Raw genomic sequence first — 19553 nt, 5'->3', positions numbered from 1 at the left:
CGGGGGGCCTGAGGACTACGTTCCCCTCACTCCGTGGTCATTTGAGCCGGCCGGCTTGCAGCCACGTTAAACAACTCGCTAAACAGGCCGGGGACAGATCAGCTCCCGGCCGAACCTTGTTCAGGCCGGGTTTTTTATGGCCTGATTTTCTGTTCGAGGCCTCCCCCGCGGAGGCAGGGTCGCCTAGATGAGCAACGTGCGTCCGATACCGAGCCCGCAAACCCAGAGCGATGATCGCGCCCATGAGGCCGATCATCCGTCGTCATTGGTGGCGAAGTTCGGCATGGACCAGCCGCTGAAGCTCGATTGCGGCGTCGATCTCGCGCCGTTCCAGATCGCCTATCAGACCTATGGCGTGCTCAATGCGGACAGGTCCAACGCGATCCTGATCTGCCATGCGCTGACCGGCGATCAGCACGTCAACAACACCCATCCCGTCACCGGCAAGCCCGGCTGGTGGGACACCATGGTCGGCGTCGGCAGGCCGATCGATCCCGAGAAATACTTCATCATCTGCTCCAACGTGATCGGCGGCTGCATGGGCTCGACGGGTCCTGCGTCGCTGAACCCCGCGACCGGCAAGGTGTGGGGGCTCGATTTCCCGATCATCACCATCCCCGACATGGTGCGCGCGCAGGCGATGCTGATCGACCGGCTCGGCATCACGACGCTGTTCTGCGTGGTCGGCGGCTCGATGGGCGGCATGCAGGTGCTGCAATGGACCGCGGCCTATCCGGAACGCGTGTTCGCAACGCTCGCGATCGCCTGCTCGACCCGCCACTCGGCGCAGAACATCGCGTTCCACGAACTCGGCCGCCAGGCCGTCATGGCCGATCCGGACTGGCGCGGCGGCCGCTATGTCGACGAGGACACCCACCCGCATCGCGGCCTGGCCGTGGCGCGGATGGCCGCGCACATCACCTATCTCTCGGACGCGGCGCTGCACCGGAAATTCGGCCGGCGGATGCAGGATCGCGAGCTGCCGACCTTCTCGTTCGACGCGGACTTCCAGGTCGAGAGCTATCTGCGCTACCAGGGCTCGTCCTTTGTCGAGCGCTTCGACGCCAACTCCTATCTCTACCTCACGCGCGCGATGGATTATTTCGACATCGCCGCGGATCACAACGGCGTGCTGGCGAAGGCGTTCACCGGCATCAAGACCCGGTTCTGCGTGGTGTCGTTCACCAGCGACTGGCTGTTCCCGACCTCGGAATCGCGCGCGCTGGTGCATGCGCTGAATGCATCGAGCGCGCGGGTGTCGTTCGCCGAGATCGAGACCGATCGTGGGCACGACGCCTTCCTGCTCGACGTGCCCGAATTCCTGGAGATCTCCCGTGCCTTCCTGCTGGCCGCGGGCAAGGCGCGCGGACTGAACGAGGGCGGTACCCAGTCATGAGCATGCAGCAGACATTGCCGTTGCCCGGTGTCGCGCCGGAGCGGACCGGCGGCGGCTATCGCAGGGATCATCTCTTGGTCGCCGAGATGGTGCGGCCGGGCTCGCGCGTGCTCGACGTCGGCTGCGGCGATGGGGAACTGCTGCAGCTCCTGGAGAGCCGCGGCATCGACGGCCGCGGCATCGAATTGTCGCGCGAGGGCGTCAATGGCTGCGTCGCCAAGGGCCTCGCGGTGGTGCAGGGTGATGCCGACACCGACCTCGTCAACTATCCCGATGATGCGTTCGACTACGTGATCCTGTCGCAGACCCTGCAGGCCACGCGGCAGCCGAAGGTGGTGCTGGAAAACCTGCTCCGGATCGGCCAGCGCGCGATCGTCTCGTTCCCGAATTTCGGGTTCTGGAAGATGCGGCTGCAGCTCTTGATCGGCGGTCACATGCCGCGGACCGAGAATCTGCCGGCGAGTTGGTACGACACCTCCAACATCCATTTCTGCACCATCAAGGACTTCGTCGAGCTCTGCGAGCAGATCAACGTCAAGATGGAGCGCGCGGTGGCGCTCGATCTCTATGGCCGCCCGGTGCCGCTCAACCTGCCCTGGTGGGTGTGGAACATGTTCGGCGAGCAAGGCGTGTTCCTGCTCAGCCGCGGCAGCGGGAAGTAGAGGCGCGTAGAAATCGACCCTCGTCTTTCCGGAGCTCGCCAACGGGTCCGCGCAAAGCGTGGCCAGGTTCCGCGAGGGCCCGGAATCCATTGGGCCGCAATCTCCATGGATAAATGGATTCCGGGCTCGATGCTGCGCATCGCCCCGGAATGACGGCCTAGACCACCAGCGACCGCGGATCGCGCACCGGCCAGCCTCGACCAGCGTGATGAAGCGCTCCACCATCTCGTTGAACAGCGCCGGCATTTCTACCTGTGGCTTTACCGATCAAGTGTGTCGTGCGAAAATGGAGCGAGCTGCTCAGAGGCAATGGACATCAATAGCGGGCTGATGGTGTTCGTTGCAGGCTGACGTGGGATGCTTGGTTGCTGGGGAATGCAATGCGAACTGGTTTATCGATTGCGCTGGTGCTCATTGCGGTACTGGCCGCAGTCTTTTGGGCTGTCGATTTTACCACCCCGGATGGACGCCAGCCGCATCACATGGTGCAATCGCATGGCGCCTGCGACACGCAGGCGTCTGAGCATGCCGCGGGTCACATGCCCGATCTTGCGCGCCATCGCGAGCATTCGGCGGCGCTTGACCTGGTGGCCTTGTGTTCGGAGACCCATCTCGCCGTGAGATCGGGCGACTGGAGCGCCCCCGCCACCTGGGCCGAGGGCAAGCCGCCCGCTGCCAACGCAAGGGTCCGCATTCCATCCGGACTGACCGTCAAGGTCGATCGGGAAATCCCGGCCAAGATCGACTGGATTCGTGTCGATGGAGCGCTGGTCTGGAGCACCGATCAGGCAACCTCCGTGAATGTCGGAACCATCGTCGTCACCCCCGAAGGGGCGCTCGAAATGGGGACCGAACAGCAACGCGTCTCAAAATCCGTTGTCGCAAAGCTCACCTTTGCCGCGCGAACCTTCCGGGACCGAAAGCGCGATCCGTTCGACATGGCGGGCGGGTTGATTTCGATGGGCGCCATCCGGATTCATGGTGCCGAAAAGACCGCCTGGAAAATACCGCAGACCCAGCTCCTATCGGGAACGGCAGTATTCAAGTTCGATCAGCCAGCGTCGAACTGGTCGGTCGGCGATGAATTGATCGTGCCGGGAAGCAGCGACGCAAATAACGAGGATGAAACGCCGGTCATCGTCAGCATCGCCGGCGAGCAAGTCACGCTCAATCGGCCGTTCAAATATTCGCATCTGACGCCGGACGGCACGTCCGTTCCCGTTGGCAACCTCACGAGAAATGTCCGCATTGCCTCCGAGGTGGCGGCGCCGCTATCGGCGCGAGGCCATATCATGTTCCTGCATCGGCAGACCGGTGTGGACATCGACGGCGCCGAGTTCCGCGACCTTGGCCGAACCGATGCGAAGCGGGCGCAGACCGTGCCCGATCTCGATGAGAGCGGAAATCTGATCGCGGGATCAGACGATAATACCGTCGGCCGATACGCGCTTCATTTTCACATCGTCTCAGGTGCGCGCATCGATAATCCGCCTCATGTCGTGCGCAACTCTGTCGTCAGGGGGAGTCCGAAGCACGGCATCGTCAACCATGGCGGCCATGTGCTGGCGGAAAACAACGTGACGTTCGCGATCGCCGGGTCGCATTTCTTTGCCGAGAACGGCACGGAGATCGGAGCGTTTCGACACAATCTCGCGGTCCGGTCGACCGGATCCGGCGAAGATCTCGTCAGTCGAATGGGGATATTCGACAACGGCCATCAGGGGCACGGCTTCTGGATGCAAAGCGCCGGCGTTCGCGTAACGGACAATTGGGCCTTTGGCCACGCCGGGGGAGCGTATGTCGTGTTCGGCTATGCCTTCGCGGAAGGAAGCAGCCGTACCTATTTCGACGCGCGCAATGCCGATAATCGCGTCAATGCCGATGCGGAAGGCCGCATCGCGACGTCGGATGTCGATCTGTATTTCGCACGCAACTACGCGGCCGGTTCGACCGATGGCGTGGAGATCTGGAATCACAAACTACTTGCGCCGCATCCTTCGCAGAGCGTGATCGAGGATGTCACGGTCTGGAACGTCAGCCGGCATGCGCTCTTCATCCCCTACGTCCGGGACACGCTCATACGAAATGTCTACGCCTATGGCGGCGAAGGCCACATGGACACCGATTTCGCGATCGGAGGTAATTCCCAGACCGAGAACATCACCCTCCAGAACGTCTCGGCCGAGCGGTTTCCCACCGGATTGCTGTTGCCGAGGCGAGGTATCAACACCGTCGATGGTGCGTTCCTGCGCAATCGTACCAACATCCTGATCGAATCGGCGAATCGCCCGTTCCGCATGGTCACGCTCAAGAATATCCACGTTCCATCCGAGGGAGCGACAACGAATGTCGATCTAAAGGATATGGCTGTGCCGGCGAATGGTGACATCGCCATGCTCTTCGAAAATGACCGGATTCTTTGGACCAATGCCGGCGGCAAGACGCTCCAGTTGTACTTCGGATCCCAGAACGAGAACTTTGTCCCCTTTGCGGACAAGGGACCGGCGGACCTCAAGGGACTGACCAGCGGGGAGATCAAGGCCCGATTTGGCCTCGCGTTCGGCGGCCAGCTGGCGCCGAACGATGCGAAGCCGATGCCGCGCAGCAACGCGACAATGGCATACGTCGATGCGGACGGTCTGGTGCCGACACCGAAGGAATTGGAGTTTGCGCAAAATCCCTCGAACGAACTCTATCCCCTGGCGGGGCAGCACATCGTCAACACGGAAGACCAGGCTGCAAAAAGCCGCTGGACGTTCGCGGACGGAGTTTCCGGCCCGGAGCATCCCAACTTTGTCTTCGTCAAGAAGACCAGCCCCAAGCTGATAGTACATCCGATGCTTCGCAAACTGGAAATTCACCCTGATGATGTGCGCTACGGCTATCGGCTTGAGGGCATCGTTGCCGATATGGTCGGCAACCGGATCACCGAAATGGCGTTCATACAGGACTTCCCGCAATTGCGGCCCGACGGGCAAGGCCAGATCGCACTCGACGTGAAGTTTCCGGATCCGGCTGGAGACATGACATCCCTGCCGCTGTCGCTCACCGTGACGAAACAGGCCGTGAGGCGCGGAAAGAACTACGAATTCTACAAGCAGGCGCAATATTGCGGGAAGTGCAGCTTCGAAGCGGAGATGGAAAGCGACATACGCGCGATGTTTCCTCAGGCGCAATGACGTCGCGGCGCAGGTGCGGACCCCCGTCGATCGCGGTGCGTCCAGGGTAAAGTGCCGGCGCTATTCGAGGGAATAGCGCCAGGAAGTCAGGCGCTGATTGTAGTTGAGTTGTGCCGGATTGTAGGTGTTGCCGGCGTTGAAGAACTGGAGCTTCGGCACCGAATGCATGCCGTTCTTGTCGGGTTGTGCGACCGAAATGCCATATCCAGCCCCGAAGGGCGTCGGCAGGTAGACCGGCTCGGAGAAGGTCTGGAGGTCTTTTGACCAGATGACGCCGATCTTGGAATAACTCGTCGCGGGGTCATCGTCGCGGGCGTTGGCGAAGATGACGAATTCTCCATTGTCGAGACGGGTCATCGTCATGGCATGGATGTGGCACGCGCTTTGCGGCCGGTAGCAAGGATGCTGCGGGTCGGTAAAATATTGTGGGAAGTAGGCCGCTAGGTCGGGTACGATCGGGCTGTCGTCGCGATAGAGCTTGAACGTTCGTGAAAAGCGAGTGTTTGACTCCACCTTGTTGGTGGCATCGACCCCATCGAGGTCAGCGCTGCGCACGATCGAATACACCGCCTGCGACTGCTTGTCCCAGAAATGCGCCAGCGGATAGCGGTCCGCGCCGAACAGGCAGCTGTCGCCGTGGTTCGCAGGATCGGTGACGGTGTCCGCCGTAGCATCGCTCCATCGTGCGGCGAACGATCCACCATAACGTCCCTCAAAGGCGATGACGTTCTTGTAGACGGAATAAGTCACCTGATTCTCTGGGCACGGCGTATAGTTGGCGAGCACGGTCAAAATGCTGATGCTGCCATCGTCGCGGATTGCGACATGCGGATATTCCGGTGCGTAGGCGGGAGAGGGATATTCGGCGATGAGCTGCTTCGGCATCCACGGCCCGGTGTATGGCGGAAGTATCTTGATGATTTCGAGCCGGTGGCTTCGCGCAGGTCCACCGGTCCCATATCCGGCGATCACGATTTCGCCGGTAGGGCCCATCGCCCCTCCGAGGTAGCTAAGAAGCTCATCACCACGGTTCTCAAATGTTGAAAGCAAGGTCCATGGAGCGGGACCCGGAGATTTCGGATCGAGCGAAAGTAACTGGATGATGGAGCGGTGATCCTTCGCGCGGGCCCAATAAGCGACCAGCAGCCTGGTCCCGTCGGTGAACAGCAGCGGAGGATGATAGGCGAGGTCGGCCTGAAAACCCGCCGGCGCGAAGGCATGCCCCATGTCGAGCGATTCGGAGAACGTCGTGCCGTTTCTCAAAATTTCGACACAGTACAAGCCCGGATTGGCAGGGTCGCAAGGAGCGAAAATCGGCGAATACTGATCGCCGTCGATGACTACGATCATGGGGCTCATCACGGCCCAGCCGATCGGGATCGAAGGTTGCGCCTTTCCATCCCGGACATAGGACGAGTCCGCCGCAGCGCCGGCGGCTTGCCATTGCATTTCCTTGACGAGGCCCTGAGCGCGGACGTTGGTGGAGACGATGGCAAGCCCAACCGCAACGATGCCGATCAGTAGACGGTAGCCCGCTCTCATAGTTCGCCCCGCGCTGCGCCGGCGTTGACGGAGTCTTTCGTCGCCAATTCCGGACGCATACTGCTCGCCCTGTCCGCGTGCATCGTGCGGGCACTGGCTGCGTCCGCCGGCCAGCCAAGAAACAGGATAGTCATCCCGCCACCAGCGACCGCGGATCGCGCACCGGCCAGCGGCCGGCCTCGACCAGCGTGATGAAGCGCTCCACCATCTCGTTGAACAGCGCGGGCTCCTCGAGGTTGAGCACATGGCCCGACTTCGGGAAGAAGGAGAGGCCGGCGGCCGGCAGATGCTGCTTCAGGAACATGCTGGGCGCGATGCAATTGTCGTCCTCGTCGCCGCACAGGATCAGCGCCGGCGTCGCCGCGCGCTTGATGGCGTCGGTCATGGTGTAGATCGAGGGCCTGCCGCCCTGAAAGCTGCGCATCGTGTTGGCCGAGCCCTTGGCGTCGTGGCGGGCGAGCGCAGCATAGAAGTCGGCGTGGCCGCGCGGGTCCTTGACCAGGAACGGAATCCGGCTCGGCGCCTCGCGCGTCACCTTGGCCACCTCGATCGAGCCGATCGCCTCGTACTGCTCGGCATTGGCGCGGCACTGCGCGCGAAAGGCATCGAGATTTTCCAGGCTGGAGCCGGAGCCGACGGCGGCTAGCGTCATCGACAGCGCGCGCTCCGGCGCGTTCAGCGCGATTTGCAGCGACGAATAGGAGCCCATCGAGAGGCCGACGAAGTGCGCTTTGGCGATGCCGAGATGATCAAGCACCGCGAGCGCGTCGGTGTAGAAGTGCTGGTAGGTGTAGACGTCGGCATTCGTTGGCACGTCCGATGGCGTGTAGCCGCGCGCCGAATAGGCGATGCAGCGGTGGCCGCGCGCGAAGTAGCGCAGCTGTGGTTCCCAGTTGGTGTGGTCGGCTGCGAACTCGTGCAGGAAGATGATCGGGGTGCCGCTGCCGGCCTCTTCGAAATGCAGCCGGACATGATCTTTCGTGACGGCGTAGGGCATTGAAATTCTCCTCTCGTTGGCCGGCCCCAGAGTTGCAGTTAATTTCCGCGGCGGCAATGCGGCAGTTCCGGTTCCTTTCTCGTCATCGAATCCACGCGGAATGACCCAGAAATCGTTGTCCGGGCGCCGCATCAAATCTTCCTCTCGCCACATCCCGACTTTCAAAACGCCCGCCGCATTCCCTGAGGGAACGCGACGGGGAGTTGGGGGGCGTTACAGAGGATCTCGTGAAGTATGGTTCAGTTGCTTGCGTATCGCCGGTCGCTTCGTGTCTTGGCGCTGGCTCTGTGTTCGCTCACTCTCGTCGTGGTTTCGGTTTCTTCGGCATCCGCTCGTCCGCGTCATTCGCATCACGCGCATTCGGCCCATGGCGGTCATCACGCGCGGCATTCCACTCATCATCACGGCCGGCACATCGCGCGGCTGTCGCGCGCCGAGCGCCGCGCACAGGCGGAGGCGAGCGAAGGTTTCACTGAGGCCAACGCGGCCGTGCTGCCCGGGGGTGCCGAGGCCGTGCCCAACACCGGCGGCGTCAGCATGGCAGGCGGCTTCGGCTCGCCCGGCATCGTTGCCGCGGCGCGCCGCTATCTCGGCGGCGGCAACCCGACCGGCCGCTCCAGCCTGTGGTGCGCCCGCTTCATGAACATGGTGCTGCAGGAGACCGGCCATCGCGGCACCGGTTCCGACATGGCGAGCTCGTTCGCCAGATACGGCACGCGCGTGTCGGGGCCGCAGGTCGGCGCCATCGCGGTGATGGGTCGCCGCGGCGGCGGTCATGTCGGCATCATCACCGGCGTCGACGCCAAGGGCAATCCGATCATGATCTCGGGCAACAGCAGCCATCGCGTCCGCGAGCTGCCGGTCTCGCGCGGCCGGATCTATGCCTATGTGATGCCGGCGAACTGAGGCGGGACGGTCCACCTCTCCCCCAGGAATGCGGGAGAGGTGGTCACACGCGGTGAGCTCAACCGGGGCTGCCGGCCGACCTCACTTCTCGTGTTCCTTCGCCTCGATCGTGCCGACGTTGGTGACCTCGAGGTTGCTCAGGGGGACTTCGACCGCAGCGGGTTGATACCAGGCGAACTGCGAGAAGTAGTTTGCGAGCACCTGATCCTTGAAGAACCGGCCATGCCGCGCGAAAATCTCGTTTCGCGCGATGCGCAGCTCGACCGCCGACATGTCCTTGAGATCGGCTTCACTCAGGAATCGCCGATCGGAATCGGGAAAGAGAAAGCCGTCATGCGCTTTGGCGCGCTGCGTGACGGAGGCCGGCACGGCGGGCGGCGTGGTGCGCCCGACGGTGGTCTGATCATCCGATCCGCCTGACTTCACCACGGTATGTTCGAACGCGGGGCCGACGGTCCAGACAGCGAGCGCCAATGCTGCGGCGGCTACGCCTGCGCCGTACTTCCAGTAGCGCTTGATCGGCGACGTTTCACGTAGCGGCGATCGCCCGGCTTCATTCAGGACCTCGTTGATCGTGTCGATCAGGCGAGTCATGTGCATGCGAAAGTCCTGACCCGAGTCGACCCGGGCCGCGTTGCAGAAGTGCAGGAAGCGAAGCGATTCCGGCAGCTCGGCTTGCTCCGGCATGGTTGCGCCGTTCACCAGTAGCGGCAGCAGCGTCTTGTCGTGTTTCAGCGCCGTCTCGATCTCGAAACGCACGGAATCGTTGGGATCCTCCAGACGCGTGGGTTTCCCATCATCGCTCCTGCCGATCCAATGCGGACCGATCACGGCGATCACGACGTCGCAGGCGATGATGGCCTTGGCGATCCGGTCGACGAAGTTGGCGCCGGTGCGAATGCTGTTGACGTCGAAGAATACGGATTTCTCGCCGTACCTCTCGATCAGATGGTCTGCGATGCGGCCCGCTGTATCCTGATCGACCCGCCGGTACGAAACCATGATCATGCTCATGGCGACCCCGTGCAATCAATTTCGATAAATTTGCTGCAGTTCAAAACGTCGAGTGAAGTGTATTGCACGCAACCGAACATTGCAATGCAAGGCACGTTGATGCCGTGTTCAAGAAATACGGCACTCGCCGTGACCTACTGCGGCTCCGCCGCGATCGTGTCGCCGACCGCCGCGCCGCCATCGCTGATGATCTCGGCATAGATGCCGCATTCATTGTTGCCGAAGCGCTGCATCAGCGTGTTCGGGACCGAGAGGTCGCGCGCGCCGGTATCGGGATCGACATTGACCGCGGCACAACGTGTGATCCGCTTCACAACTTTTGCCCGCGCACTACCGATCGCAATGGTCTGGTCGAGCAGGCTGGCTTCATGCCAGGCCGGCCAGCCCTCGACATAGAGGTTGGCGCGGAAGCGCAGCGGGTGCACCGGCGCCTGCACCATCTCCTCGATCGCCCGCAGGCTCGCCAGGTTGATGATCGAGACCACCTTGCGCGGCACGTCGGAAAAACTGTGCCCGGGGCTGACGAGGACCTTGGGCGGTCCCTTGACCTGGCTCGCATGACGATCGGCAAAGTAGCGCTCGATCGCCGCGCGCCCGGCTTCGGTCTCAAGATCGCCCTGCGCGACCATCGCGCCATCCCGGTGCAGCGTCAGCACGTGGCTGTCGTCGTCGAAATGGGCGCGCAGCGGCGCCAGCCATTCGTCCCGCTGCAGCATCAGGAAATGCGGCTTCGCCAGCCATTTCGGCGCCGAGGGGTCGAAACCGCTCGGACCGTTCTCGATCGCGTAGCGGCGATCGGAGCGCAGCGTCTCGCCGACCTTGAGCTCGGCGCGGGGCAGCGGCTCGGGTGTCAGGCCCTTGACGGGATAGCGATAGATGCCGGTGATCCGGGCGGAGGAGGCGTGTGCGTTGTCCATGTGCCCGCTCTAGCCTGTTTGGCGGGCGAGGAGAACCGCCGCCAATGCGAAGGCTGCTAGTCCGGGCGCGACGCTCCCGGTGCATCCAGCACGCGCTGCATGAAGACGAGTTCGAGCCAGCGGCCGAACTTGCGCCCGACCTCCGGCATCCGAGCGACCTCGACGAAGCCGGCCTGGGTGTGCAGCCGGAGCGAGGCCGGATTGCCGCCGTCGATGCCGGCGATCATGACGTGCTTGCCGAGGGCGGTGGCAGCAGTGATGAGCGCATCGACGATGACGCGGCCAAGGCCGCGGGCACGATGATCGACATGGATATAGACGCTGTGCTCGACGCTGTAGCGGTAACCGGGGAACGCCCGGAAGTCGCCGAACGTGCCGTAGCCGAGCACCACAGGCCCGTCGGCCGCGACCAGCACCGGGTAGCCCAGCGCCAGCCGGGCCTTCATCCAGGCCAGCCGCTCGGCCTCGGTGTCCTGCTTCTCCGTCCAGATCGCGTTCGAGTTGACGACCGCCTCATTGAAGATCGCGGTGATTGCGGGGATGTCCTGCTCGGTGGCGGGGCGGATAATCATCGGTCTTCCTCGACAAGCCTCTTGTATAGCCCTCATCGTCTACTATATAAGACGCCATGTCAATTATAGAAGACAGGGCCGATGAGGTGCTCGGGCGGCGGGTTCGCGCCGAACGGGAGGGCCGCGGCTGGTCGCTGGCGGAACTCGCCGGGCGGGCAGGCGTGTCCAAGGCCATGCTGAGCAAGATCGAGCGGGCCGAGGCAAGCCCGACGGCGGCGACGCTGTCGCGGATTGCCACGGCCTATGGCCTGACCATGGCCGCGCTGTTCGAGGTCGCCGTGAGCAGTTCCCGCTTGCAGCGGGCCAAGGATCAGCCGGTCTGGCGCGATCCGAAGGCGGCCTATCTGCGGCGGCAGGTATTCCTGCATCCGGCCAATCCGCTGGAGCTGGTCGAGGTCGAGCTACCTGCCAACCAGGAAGCCGGCTTCCCGGCCAGCGCCTATCATTTGATCCGTCAGGTGGTCTGGGTGATCAGCGGCCGCCTCGTCTTGATGGAGGGGGCGGAGCGCCATGAGCTCGCTGCGGGTGATCGCGTCGAGCTCGGCCCGCCGTCGGACATCGTCTTCCGTAACGAAACTGCTCAGCCCTGCCGCTACCTTGTCGCCATCGTGCGGCGCTGAGCTCCACCGGGCGAAATCGCAGGCTGTGGCCCTTCCGTTTTGGAACCAAGTGCCCACATCTGCGGCAAGCCTGAAAAATGATGGCGACGACCAGAGGCTGGTTGAGGAACGTCAACGCGGCCCGCGGAAACCCAATGAAGATGCCGTTGTCATGCCTGAATGGGTGACGATGGCAGGCCGAGGGAAAACGAATGAACATCGAGAAGTACACCGAGCGCGCGCGCGGATTCATCCAGTCTGCCCAATCGCTCGCAATGCGCGACGGTCACCAGCAGTTCTCACCGCTGCATCTGCTCAAGGTGCTGCTGGACGACAATGAGGGGCTCGCCGGAGGTCTGATCGACCGTGCGGGCGGTAATTCCAGAGCGATCCTGAAATCGACCGAAGAGGCGCTGAACAAGCTGCCGAAAGTTTCGGGAGGTGGTGCCGGACAGGTGTACCTGTCGCCGGAGCTGGCGCGCGCCTTCGATGCTGCCGAAAAGGCCGCCGACAAGGCCGGCGACAGCTTCGTCACCGTCGAGCGGCTGCTGCTCGGGCTGACGCTCGAGAAGGGCAGCGAGGCTGCGAACATCCTGAGCAAGGGCGGCGTCACGGCGCAGAACCTGAACGCGGCGATCGAAGCGCTGCGCAAGGGCCGCACCGCCGATAGCGCAACGGCTGAAAACGCCTATGACGCGCTGAAGAAATATGCCCGCGACCTGACCCAGGCTGCGCGCGACGGCAAGCTCGACCCGGTGATCGGCCGTGACGAGGAGATCCGCCGGACCATCCAGGTGCTGTCGCGGCGGACCAAGAACAATCCTGTCCTGATCGGTGAGCCCGGCGTCGGCAAGACCGCGATCGTCGAGGGCTTGGCGCTGCGCATCCTCAACGGCGACGTGCCGGAGAGCCTCAAGGACAAGAAGCTGCTGTCGCTCGACATGGGCGCCCTGATCGCCGGCGCGAAATATCGCGGCGAGTTCGAGGAGCGGCTGAAGTCCGTCCTGCAGGAGGTCTCGACCGCCGAAGGCGGCATCATCCTGTTCATCGACGAGATGCACACCCTGATCGGCGCCGGCAAGGCCGACGGCGCGATGGACGCGTCCAACCTGTTGAAGCCTGCGCTCGCGCGCGGTGAGCTGCACTGTATCGGTGCGACCACGCTCGACGAGTACCGCAAGCATGTCGAGAAGGACGCGGCGCTGGCCCGCCGGTTCCAGCCGATCTATGTCAGCGAGCCGACGGTCGAGGACACCATCTCGATCCTGCGCGGCCTGAAGGACAAATACGAGCAGCATCACGGCGTGCGCATCACCGACTCCGCGTTGGTGGCCGCGACCACGCTGTCGAATCGCTACATCACCGACCGCTTCCTGCCCGACAAGGCCATCGACCTGATGGACGAGGCGGCGGCGCGGCTGAAGATGCAGGTCGATTCCAAGCCTGAGGAGCTCGATTCGCTGGATCGCGACATCATCCGGCTGAAGATCGAGCAGGAGGCGCTGAAGAAGGAGAGCGATGTCGGCTCCAAGAGCCGCTTGCAGACGCTGGAGAAGGAGCTCGCCGGGCTCGAGGAAAGATCGGCGGCGCTGACGGCGCGCTGGAGCGCGGAGAAGAACAAGCTCTCCAACGCCCAGAAGCTGAAGAGCGAGCTCGATGCGCTCCGTGTCGAGCTGGCCAATGCGCAGCGTCGCGGCGAATTCCAGAAGGCGGGCGAACTGGCCTATGGCCGGATCCCCGAGCTGGAGAGGAAGCTCGCCGACATCGAGGCAAGCGAAAGCGGCAAGCCGAACGGCGGCGAGATGATGGAGGAGGCGGTCACCGCCAACCACATCGCGCAGGTCGTCTCGCGCTGGACCGGCGTGCCGGTCGACAAGATGCTCGAAGGCGAAAAGGACAAGCTCCTGAAGATGGAGGACAGTCTCGCCAAGCGCGTCGTCGGCCAGGCCGAAGCCGTGCGTGCGGTGGCAACCGCCGTGCGCCGTGCCCGCGCCGGCCTGCAGGACCCGAACCGGCCGACCGGCTCGTTCATGTTCTTAGGCCCCACCGGCGTCGGCAAGACCGAGCTGACCAAGGCGCTCGCCGCTGACCTGTTCAACGACGAGACCGCGATGGTCCGCCTCGACATGTCCGAGTTCATGGAGAAGCACTCGGTCTCGCGGCTGATCGGCGCGCCTCCCGGCTATGTCGGCTACGACGAGGGTGGTGCACTGACCGAAGCCGTGCGGCGCCGGCCCTATCAGGTCGTGCTGTTCGACGAGATCGAGAAGGCGCATCCCGACGTCTTCAACGTGCTGTTGCAGGTGCTCGACGACGGCCGCCTGACCGATGGTCAGGGCCGCACCGTCGATTTCCGCAACACGCTGATCATCATGACCTCGAATCTAGGTTCGGAGTTTTTGGTGAATCAGCCGGAAGGCGAGGACACCGGGGCGGTGCGCGATCAGGTGATGGGCGTGGTGCGGGCGCATTTCAGGCCGGAATTCCTGAACCGCATCGACGAGATCATCCTGTTCCACCGACTGCAGAAGAGCGAGATGGGCCGCATCGTCGAGATCCAGTTCGCGCGGCTGACCAAGCTGCTCGAGGATCGCAAGATCGAGCTCACGCTCGATCCCAAGGCGCGGGACTGGCTCGCGGAGAAGGGCTGGGATCCGGCCTACGGCGCTCGCCCCTTGAAGCGGGTGATCCAGCGCAGCGTGCAAGATCCGCTGGCCGAAATGATCCTCGCCGGCGAGGTCAAGGACGGCGATCGCGTGCTGATTTCGGAGAAGGGCAATGTGCTGACCTTCAACGGTCAGGTGCCGAAAACCGCCGAGATCGTGCAGTTCGATGCCCCGGTCTCGAAGCGCAAGCTGAACTGAGCGCGACAATCGCGACAATAAGGGCCCTCTCCGCACGCCGCGGGGAGGGCCCTGTCCTATGGACTACTCCTGCGGAACGATCGGCGGACTGGGGGCGCCCGCATCGTCGTCGGGTTCGAGCTCCGTGAGGATGTCGACCAGCTCGCGGGCGCGGCCCGTTGCCAGCGGCCTGCCGGCATTGATCAGCGGCTCGTCATTGGCGAGCCAGGCCTGCGCTTCGGCAAGTTCGGCGACGGTTGCCCCGGATGCGATGATTCTCGCGATCGTGACGTCGTCGGCGTTGCTGACGGCCTTCAACACGTCGTCACGGGTGAGGCTGGCCATGCGCGCCTCCTCTGCAAGGGGTTGCCTGGCCGGGACAAGCCGAATCGGACGCGAATCGTTCCGTTTGGAACGCTCGGGGAGATCGGCTATCAGCGGTTGGTGGTGATGGAGCGCGTCTGCGAGGTCGAACTCGTGGCGTCCGAGACGATGCGCGAGCTGCCGCGGCTCGACATCTGGGCTTCGATCCGGTCGCGCTCCTTCTCGAAGTTCGCCAGCATCGGGCCTTCCAGCGAGCGGCCGCGCGGCAGTTTCACGCGCATCGGATCGACGAATCGGCCGTTGACCAGGATTTCGTAGTGGACGTGCGGGCCGGTCGACTGGCCGGTCGAGCCGACGAAGCCGATCACCTGGCCCTGTCGCACCTTCTTGCCGATCTCCATGCCCTTGGCAAAGGCCGACATGTGGCCGTAGGCCGTCTCGTAGCCGTTGGCGTGCTTCATGCGGATATATTTGCCGTAGCCGCCCTCGTATCCGACCTTCTCGAGCACGCCGTTGCCGGAAGCGAAGATCGGCGTGCCGTAGGCGGTGGCCCAGTCGACGCCGGTGTGCATCTTCACATAGCCGAGGATCGGATGGCGGCGGCCGCCGAAGCCCGAACGCATGATCGCGTTGTTGACCGGCTTGCGAACCAGGAACTTCTTCGCGCTCTTGCCGGTCTCGTCATAGTAGTCGACGAGGCCGTCATCCGAGCTCTGGAAGCGGTAGTACTTCTTGGTTTCGCCGCCCACGGTCAGCGCGGCGTAGAGCACTTCGGTCTTTTCGGTGCTGGTGACGCCTTCGTCCTCGCCGGCAAAGAACACGTCGAACGAGTCGCCGGGCTGGACCTTGCGCTGGAAATCGACGTCATAGGAGTAGATCTTGACCATGTCCTCGATGACGGTCGGCGGCACCTTGTTGCGCAGCGCGGTCTCGTAAATGCTCTGATAGAGCCGCACGCCGCTGCCATCATCCTCGTCGTCGTCGCTGGAATTGTCGGCGGTATCGGTCGTGGTGTTCATGCTCTGCACGTCGACGGCAACGTATTTGCCGAGATCGGACAGCGCGGCGACGGCCTCAACCACGGAATCATTGGCGACGATGACGCGATAGGGTTGCAGTCGGGCGCCGGGTGCTGCCGGCGCCATCAGGATCCGCACCTTTTGGCCTTCCTTCAGGCCGCCGTCGCGGCCGCGCGGGCCGAGCGTTGCGGCAATCGCCTTCGCCTCGTCGGGCGTTGCGCCCTGGTCGCGCAGGATCGAGGTGATGCTGTCGCCCTTCTTGACGAGGTGAACGCGTTCACCGACCGGATTGCCGCCGGTGACCTGCTCTTTGGTCTTCGGCAACAGGGTGACGTTCTCCGGCACGACGCGGGTCTCGAAGCCCGCATAGGGATCGGAGACATTGCCCTCGGTCGCGTAGGCCATCCGCATATCGGGACCGGCGCCGGTGGCATCGGCCGCCGCATTGGCGAGCGAGGCGTAGCGCACCGAATTGCCGGAGCCACGCCAGTTGGCGGCGTCGCGCACCCGCATCAGGATGTCGTCGAGCCCGACGCCGGCGGCGAGCTTCGCCTTCGGCAGCACGGATCCGAGATCCTTGGTGACGAAAGAGACCTCCGCATCCGGCTCGGCGGCATCGGCCGCATTCGGATCCTCGGCTGCCGCCGGCGTGTCGGAGCCGACATCGGTCAACAAGCGCTGTGCATTGAAGGCAGGTATCTTTGACGACAGATCGCTCGTAGTCATCGAGAGATTGCCGGAAATCCGGATGAAGGGCCGCACCCGCATCACGTCGCGATTGCCGACGCGGGTCACGGTCGACACGCGAACCAGGCTGCGGGAGGCGGAAGATTCGCTCGGCGGCGGGAGGCGGTCGCCCTTGTGCAGGCTGACGACGCGATCGTTGCCGGTGAAGGCGCCGCGGAGCGCGCCCTCGACGCGCTCAGGCACCTTGGCGAAGGTCATCTCGCCGTCGAGCGAGGCAAAAACGGCGCCGCCGATCAGAGCTGCGCCACAGAGACCAGTGAGGATGGTGCCGCTGAACCATTGGACGGAGACACGGCGGCGATCGATCACCGCGGCCTCGGTGCCGTCGACTGAAAGCGGCGGTTCGTGACCGAGATCGATCATCCCGGTCTCGCGCCCAATGCCGCTTCCGCGTGACGCCCGTTGGCTCAACCCTGCATCCCCCCAAATTCCAGCAATTGCGATCGACCTCTGCTCGTCCTTGTCCCCACCTTGATCCCCTCAGAGAGGAATCCCGGCAGTGTGGCGAGCCACACGCATCGAAATCGAGAAGACGATGGCCACTAGCTAGCCGTACTCTCGAACGTCAATGGTGTGCAGATCTCTCGATGTTGCTCGGCCGCGAAGGGAAGAGGCGACGGGTTCTCGGAGAAAATCGCCTGGTCCCTCAGAAAAACCACCCGTGCCCCCACAGGTTACGAGCGGTTCAGTGCATCTCTTATAGCCAGAACGTCGCAGGATTGTGGCTCAAGTGCGGCATTTAGGGTGGAAAAGTTTCCTGAAGCAGGGCGGGTGCCGCCGCCCCGGCTGGAGCGGCCTGGAACCCGTTCCGAGGGGGCTGACGGGCGCTTCGGCGGCAAACTTTTTTTCAAGTTTTTTACCACGTGCGCCGGGTGGCGGATTTTTACCTCCGGACTAAGTCACGGAAAGCACGAGGATTTCTTCGCGCTGCCCAACGGATTTGGGCGTGCGACGATTTGTTGACAATGGCCGTTGACAATCCGGAGGGGTGGGGACTATAAACCAACCACTGAGCGCGGCGCCGCCGGGTCACTGACCAAGGCGAGCGAACGCGCCTCTGATGCTCCTCACTTAGATGAGTGACACAACAGCCGACATAAATCGGTTGAGGTTCACTGTCTGCCGGTGAAGGGTAGAACCACCCTCTAAGGGTGTGGGGTCGTCTGATCCCGGGCTGTTTGACAAGTGAAGATGAAGAAAGAGAAACGTGGACGGCGGAGTCCTTGCGTCTCTCGGAAGACTTGAAAGCTTCGGCTTTTGACTTCTGAGAGTGGACGAAAGACTTCGGCGGTACACGTTTTAAAGGTTACACCATCGCTGCCAACGATGTGAATCGCAGGCGGCTCGTTGACTTCGGTCGACGAAGAATGGTGGGACCTCGTCAAACGTTGTGATCAGCCGGTTCAAGGTTTCAAGTCCAACTTGAGAGTTTGATCCTGGCTCAGAGCGAACGCTGGCGGCAGGCTTAACACATGCAAGTCGAGCGGGCATAGCAATATGTCAGCGGCAGACGGGTGAGTAACGCGTGGGAACGTACCTTTTGGTTCGGAACAACACAGGGAAACTTGTGCTAATACCGGATAAGCCCTTACGGGGAAAGATTTATCGCCGAAAGATCGGCCCGCGTCTGATTAGCTAGTTGGTGAGGTAATGGCTCACCAAGGCGACGATCAGTAGCTGGTCTGAGAGGATGATCAGCCACATTGGGACTGAGACACGGCCCAAACTCCTACGGGAGGCAGCAGTGGGGAATATTGGACAATGGGCGCAAGCCTGATCCAGCCATGCCGCGTGAGTGATGAAGGCCCTAGGGTTGTAAAGCTCTTTTGTGCGGGAAGATAATGACGGTACCGCAAGAATAAGCCCCGGCTAACTTCGTGCCAGCAGCCGCGGTAATACGAAGGGGGCTAGCGTTGCTCGGAATCACTGGGCGTAAAGGGTGCGTAGGCGGGTCTTTAAGTCAGGGGTGAAATCCTGGAGCTCAACTCCAGAACTGCCTTTGATACTGAAGATCTTGAGTTCGGGAGAGGTGAGTGGAACTGCGAGTGTAGAGGTGAAATTCGTAGATATTCGCAAGAACACCAGTGGCGAAGGCGGCTCACTGGCCCGATACTGACGCTGAGGCACGAAAGCGTGGGGAGCAAACAGGATTAGATACCCTGGTAGTCCACGCCGTAAACGATGAATGCCAGCCGTTAGTGGGTTTACTCACTAGTGGCGCAGCTAACGCTTTAAGCATTCCGCCTGGGGAGTACGGTCGCAAGATTAAAACTCAAAGGAATTGACGGGGGCCCGCACAAGCGGTGGAGCATGTGGTTTAATTCGACGCAACGCGCAGAACCTTACCAGCCCTTGACATCCCGGTCGCGGACTCCAGAGACGGAGTTCTTCAGTTCGGCTGGACCGGAGACAGGTGCTGCATGGCTGTCGTCAGCTCGTGTCGTGAGATGTTGGGTTAAGTCCCGCAACGAGCGCAACCCCCGTCCTTAGTTGCTACCATTTAGTTGAGCACTCTAAGGAGACTGCCGGTGATAAGCCGCGAGGAAGGTGGGGATGACGTCAAGTCCTCATGGCCCTTACGGGCTGGGCTACACACGTGCTACAATGGCGGTGACAATGGGATGCTAAGGGGCGACCCTTCGCAAATCTCAAAAAGCCGTCTCAGTTCGGATTGGGCTCTGCAACTCGAGCCCATGAAGTTGGAATCGCTAGTAATCGTGGATCAGCACGCCACGGTGAATACGTTCCCGGGCCTTGTACACACCGCCCGTCACACCATGGGAGTTGGTTTTACCTGAAGACGGTGCGCTAACCGAAAGGGGGCAGCCGGCCACGG

The 19553-nt window shown here is 62.7% G+C and carries 13 protein-coding genes, 1 rRNA gene and 1 riboswitch (1 of these 15 cut by a window edge); of the genes, 7 read left to right on the top strand and 7 right to left on the bottom strand.

Annotated features, from left to right (window positions below; translation table 11 throughout):
* Positions 1–23: 23 nt before the first annotated feature.
* Positions 24–103: riboswitch (SAM riboswitch) on the top strand.
* An 84-nt stretch (positions 104–187) separates the two neighbouring features.
* From metX to CK489_RS01400, 3 genes are all read left to right on the top strand, one after another.
* Positions 188–1396 (top strand): homoserine O-acetyltransferase MetX, encoded by a 1209-nt coding sequence (metX, locus tag CK489_RS01410; protein WP_095731023.1) that lies wholly within the window; start codon positions 188–190, stop codon positions 1394–1396.
* Positions 1393–2058 (top strand): methionine biosynthesis protein MetW, encoded by a 666-nt coding sequence (metW, locus tag CK489_RS01405; protein ID WP_050629478.1) that lies wholly within the window; start codon positions 1393–1395, stop codon positions 2056–2058. The genes metX and metW overlap by 4 nt, the downstream gene beginning before the upstream one ends.
* Positions 2059–2423: 365 nt before the next feature.
* Positions 2424–5237 carry a G8 domain-containing protein gene (locus tag CK489_RS01400; RefSeq protein WP_143278065.1) on the top strand — a complete coding sequence of 938 codons (2814 nt, stop codon included), beginning with the start codon at positions 2424–2426 and terminating at the stop codon, positions 5235–5237.
* Between the two features lie 60 nt (positions 5238–5297).
* Here the strand turns inward: CK489_RS01400 and CK489_RS01395 are convergent, their stop codons facing one another.
* Both CK489_RS01395 and CK489_RS01390 read right to left on the bottom strand, forming a co-directional pair.
* Complete coding sequence (locus CK489_RS01395; RefSeq protein WP_095731021.1) at positions 5298–6779, bottom strand: hypothetical protein; 1482 nt, start codon at positions 6777–6779, stop codon at positions 5298–5300.
* 130 nt (positions 6780–6909) lie between these two features.
* Positions 6910–7776: an alpha/beta fold hydrolase gene (locus CK489_RS01390; protein WP_050629482.1), complete on the bottom strand. Its 867-nt coding sequence runs from the start codon at positions 7774–7776 to the stop codon at positions 6910–6912.
* Positions 7777–8010: 234 nt separating this feature from the next.
* Here CK489_RS01390 and CK489_RS01385 point away from each other — a divergent pair, with 234 nt between their 5' ends.
* Positions 8011–8682, top strand: a complete 672-nt coding sequence (locus tag CK489_RS01385; protein WP_095731020.1) for a TIGR02594 family protein — start codon at positions 8011–8013, stop codon at positions 8680–8682.
* Positions 8683–8763: 81 nt separating this feature from the next.
* Here the strand turns inward: CK489_RS01385 and CK489_RS01380 are convergent, their stop codons facing one another.
* From CK489_RS01380 to CK489_RS01370, 3 genes are all read right to left on the bottom strand, one after another.
* The gene (locus CK489_RS01380) at positions 8764–9696 is read right to left on the bottom strand and encodes a YARHG domain-containing protein (RefSeq protein WP_050629484.1); all 933 of its coding nucleotides are present in this window, start codon (positions 9694–9696) and stop codon (positions 8764–8766) included.
* A gap of 134 nt (positions 9697–9830) precedes the next feature.
* The gene (locus CK489_RS01375; protein ID WP_095731019.1) at positions 9831–10613 is read right to left on the bottom strand and encodes an MOSC domain-containing protein; all 783 of its coding nucleotides are present in this window, start codon (positions 10611–10613) and stop codon (positions 9831–9833) included.
* A gap of 56 nt (positions 10614–10669) precedes the next feature.
* Complete coding sequence (locus CK489_RS01370; protein WP_095731018.1) at positions 10670–11185, bottom strand: GNAT family N-acetyltransferase; 516 nt, start codon at positions 11183–11185, stop codon at positions 10670–10672.
* 56 nt (positions 11186–11241) lie between these two features.
* Here CK489_RS01370 and CK489_RS01365 point away from each other — a divergent pair, with 56 nt between their 5' ends.
* A complete protein-coding gene (locus tag CK489_RS01365) occupies positions 11242–11805 on the top strand; it encodes a helix-turn-helix domain-containing protein (protein WP_095731017.1) in 564 nt (187 codons plus the stop codon).
* 191 nt (positions 11806–11996) lie between these two features.
* On the top strand, positions 11997–14648 hold the full coding sequence (gene clpB / locus CK489_RS01360; protein ID WP_095731016.1) for an ATP-dependent chaperone ClpB: 2652 nt from the start codon (positions 11997–11999) through the stop codon (positions 14646–14648).
* A 63-nt stretch (positions 14649–14711) separates the two neighbouring features.
* Here clpB and CK489_RS01355 read toward each other — a convergent pair whose 3' ends face one another.
* Positions 14712–14972 carry a hypothetical protein gene (locus tag CK489_RS01355; protein WP_050629489.1) on the bottom strand — a complete coding sequence of 87 codons (261 nt, stop codon included), beginning with the start codon at positions 14970–14972 and terminating at the stop codon, positions 14712–14714.
* Between the two features lie 89 nt (positions 14973–15061).
* Positions 15062–17128, bottom strand: a complete 2067-nt coding sequence (locus CK489_RS01350; RefSeq protein ID WP_095731015.1) for a M23 family metallopeptidase — start codon at positions 17126–17128, stop codon at positions 15062–15064.
* A gap of 1007 nt (positions 17129–18135) precedes the next feature.
* On the opposite strand from CK489_RS01350, the gene CK489_RS01345 reads away from it, so the two are divergent.
* Positions 18136–19553: ribosomal RNA gene (locus CK489_RS01345) — 16S ribosomal RNA — on the top strand (it continues 71 nt past the right edge of the window).

The organism is Bradyrhizobium sp. UFLA03-84 (assembly GCF_002289535.1).
GTDB lineage: Bacteria > Pseudomonadota > Alphaproteobacteria > Rhizobiales > Xanthobacteraceae > Bradyrhizobium > Bradyrhizobium viridifuturi.
The sequence above is the reverse complement of the archived record's forward strand: the minus strand, read 5'-3'. Positions and strand labels throughout refer to the sequence as shown.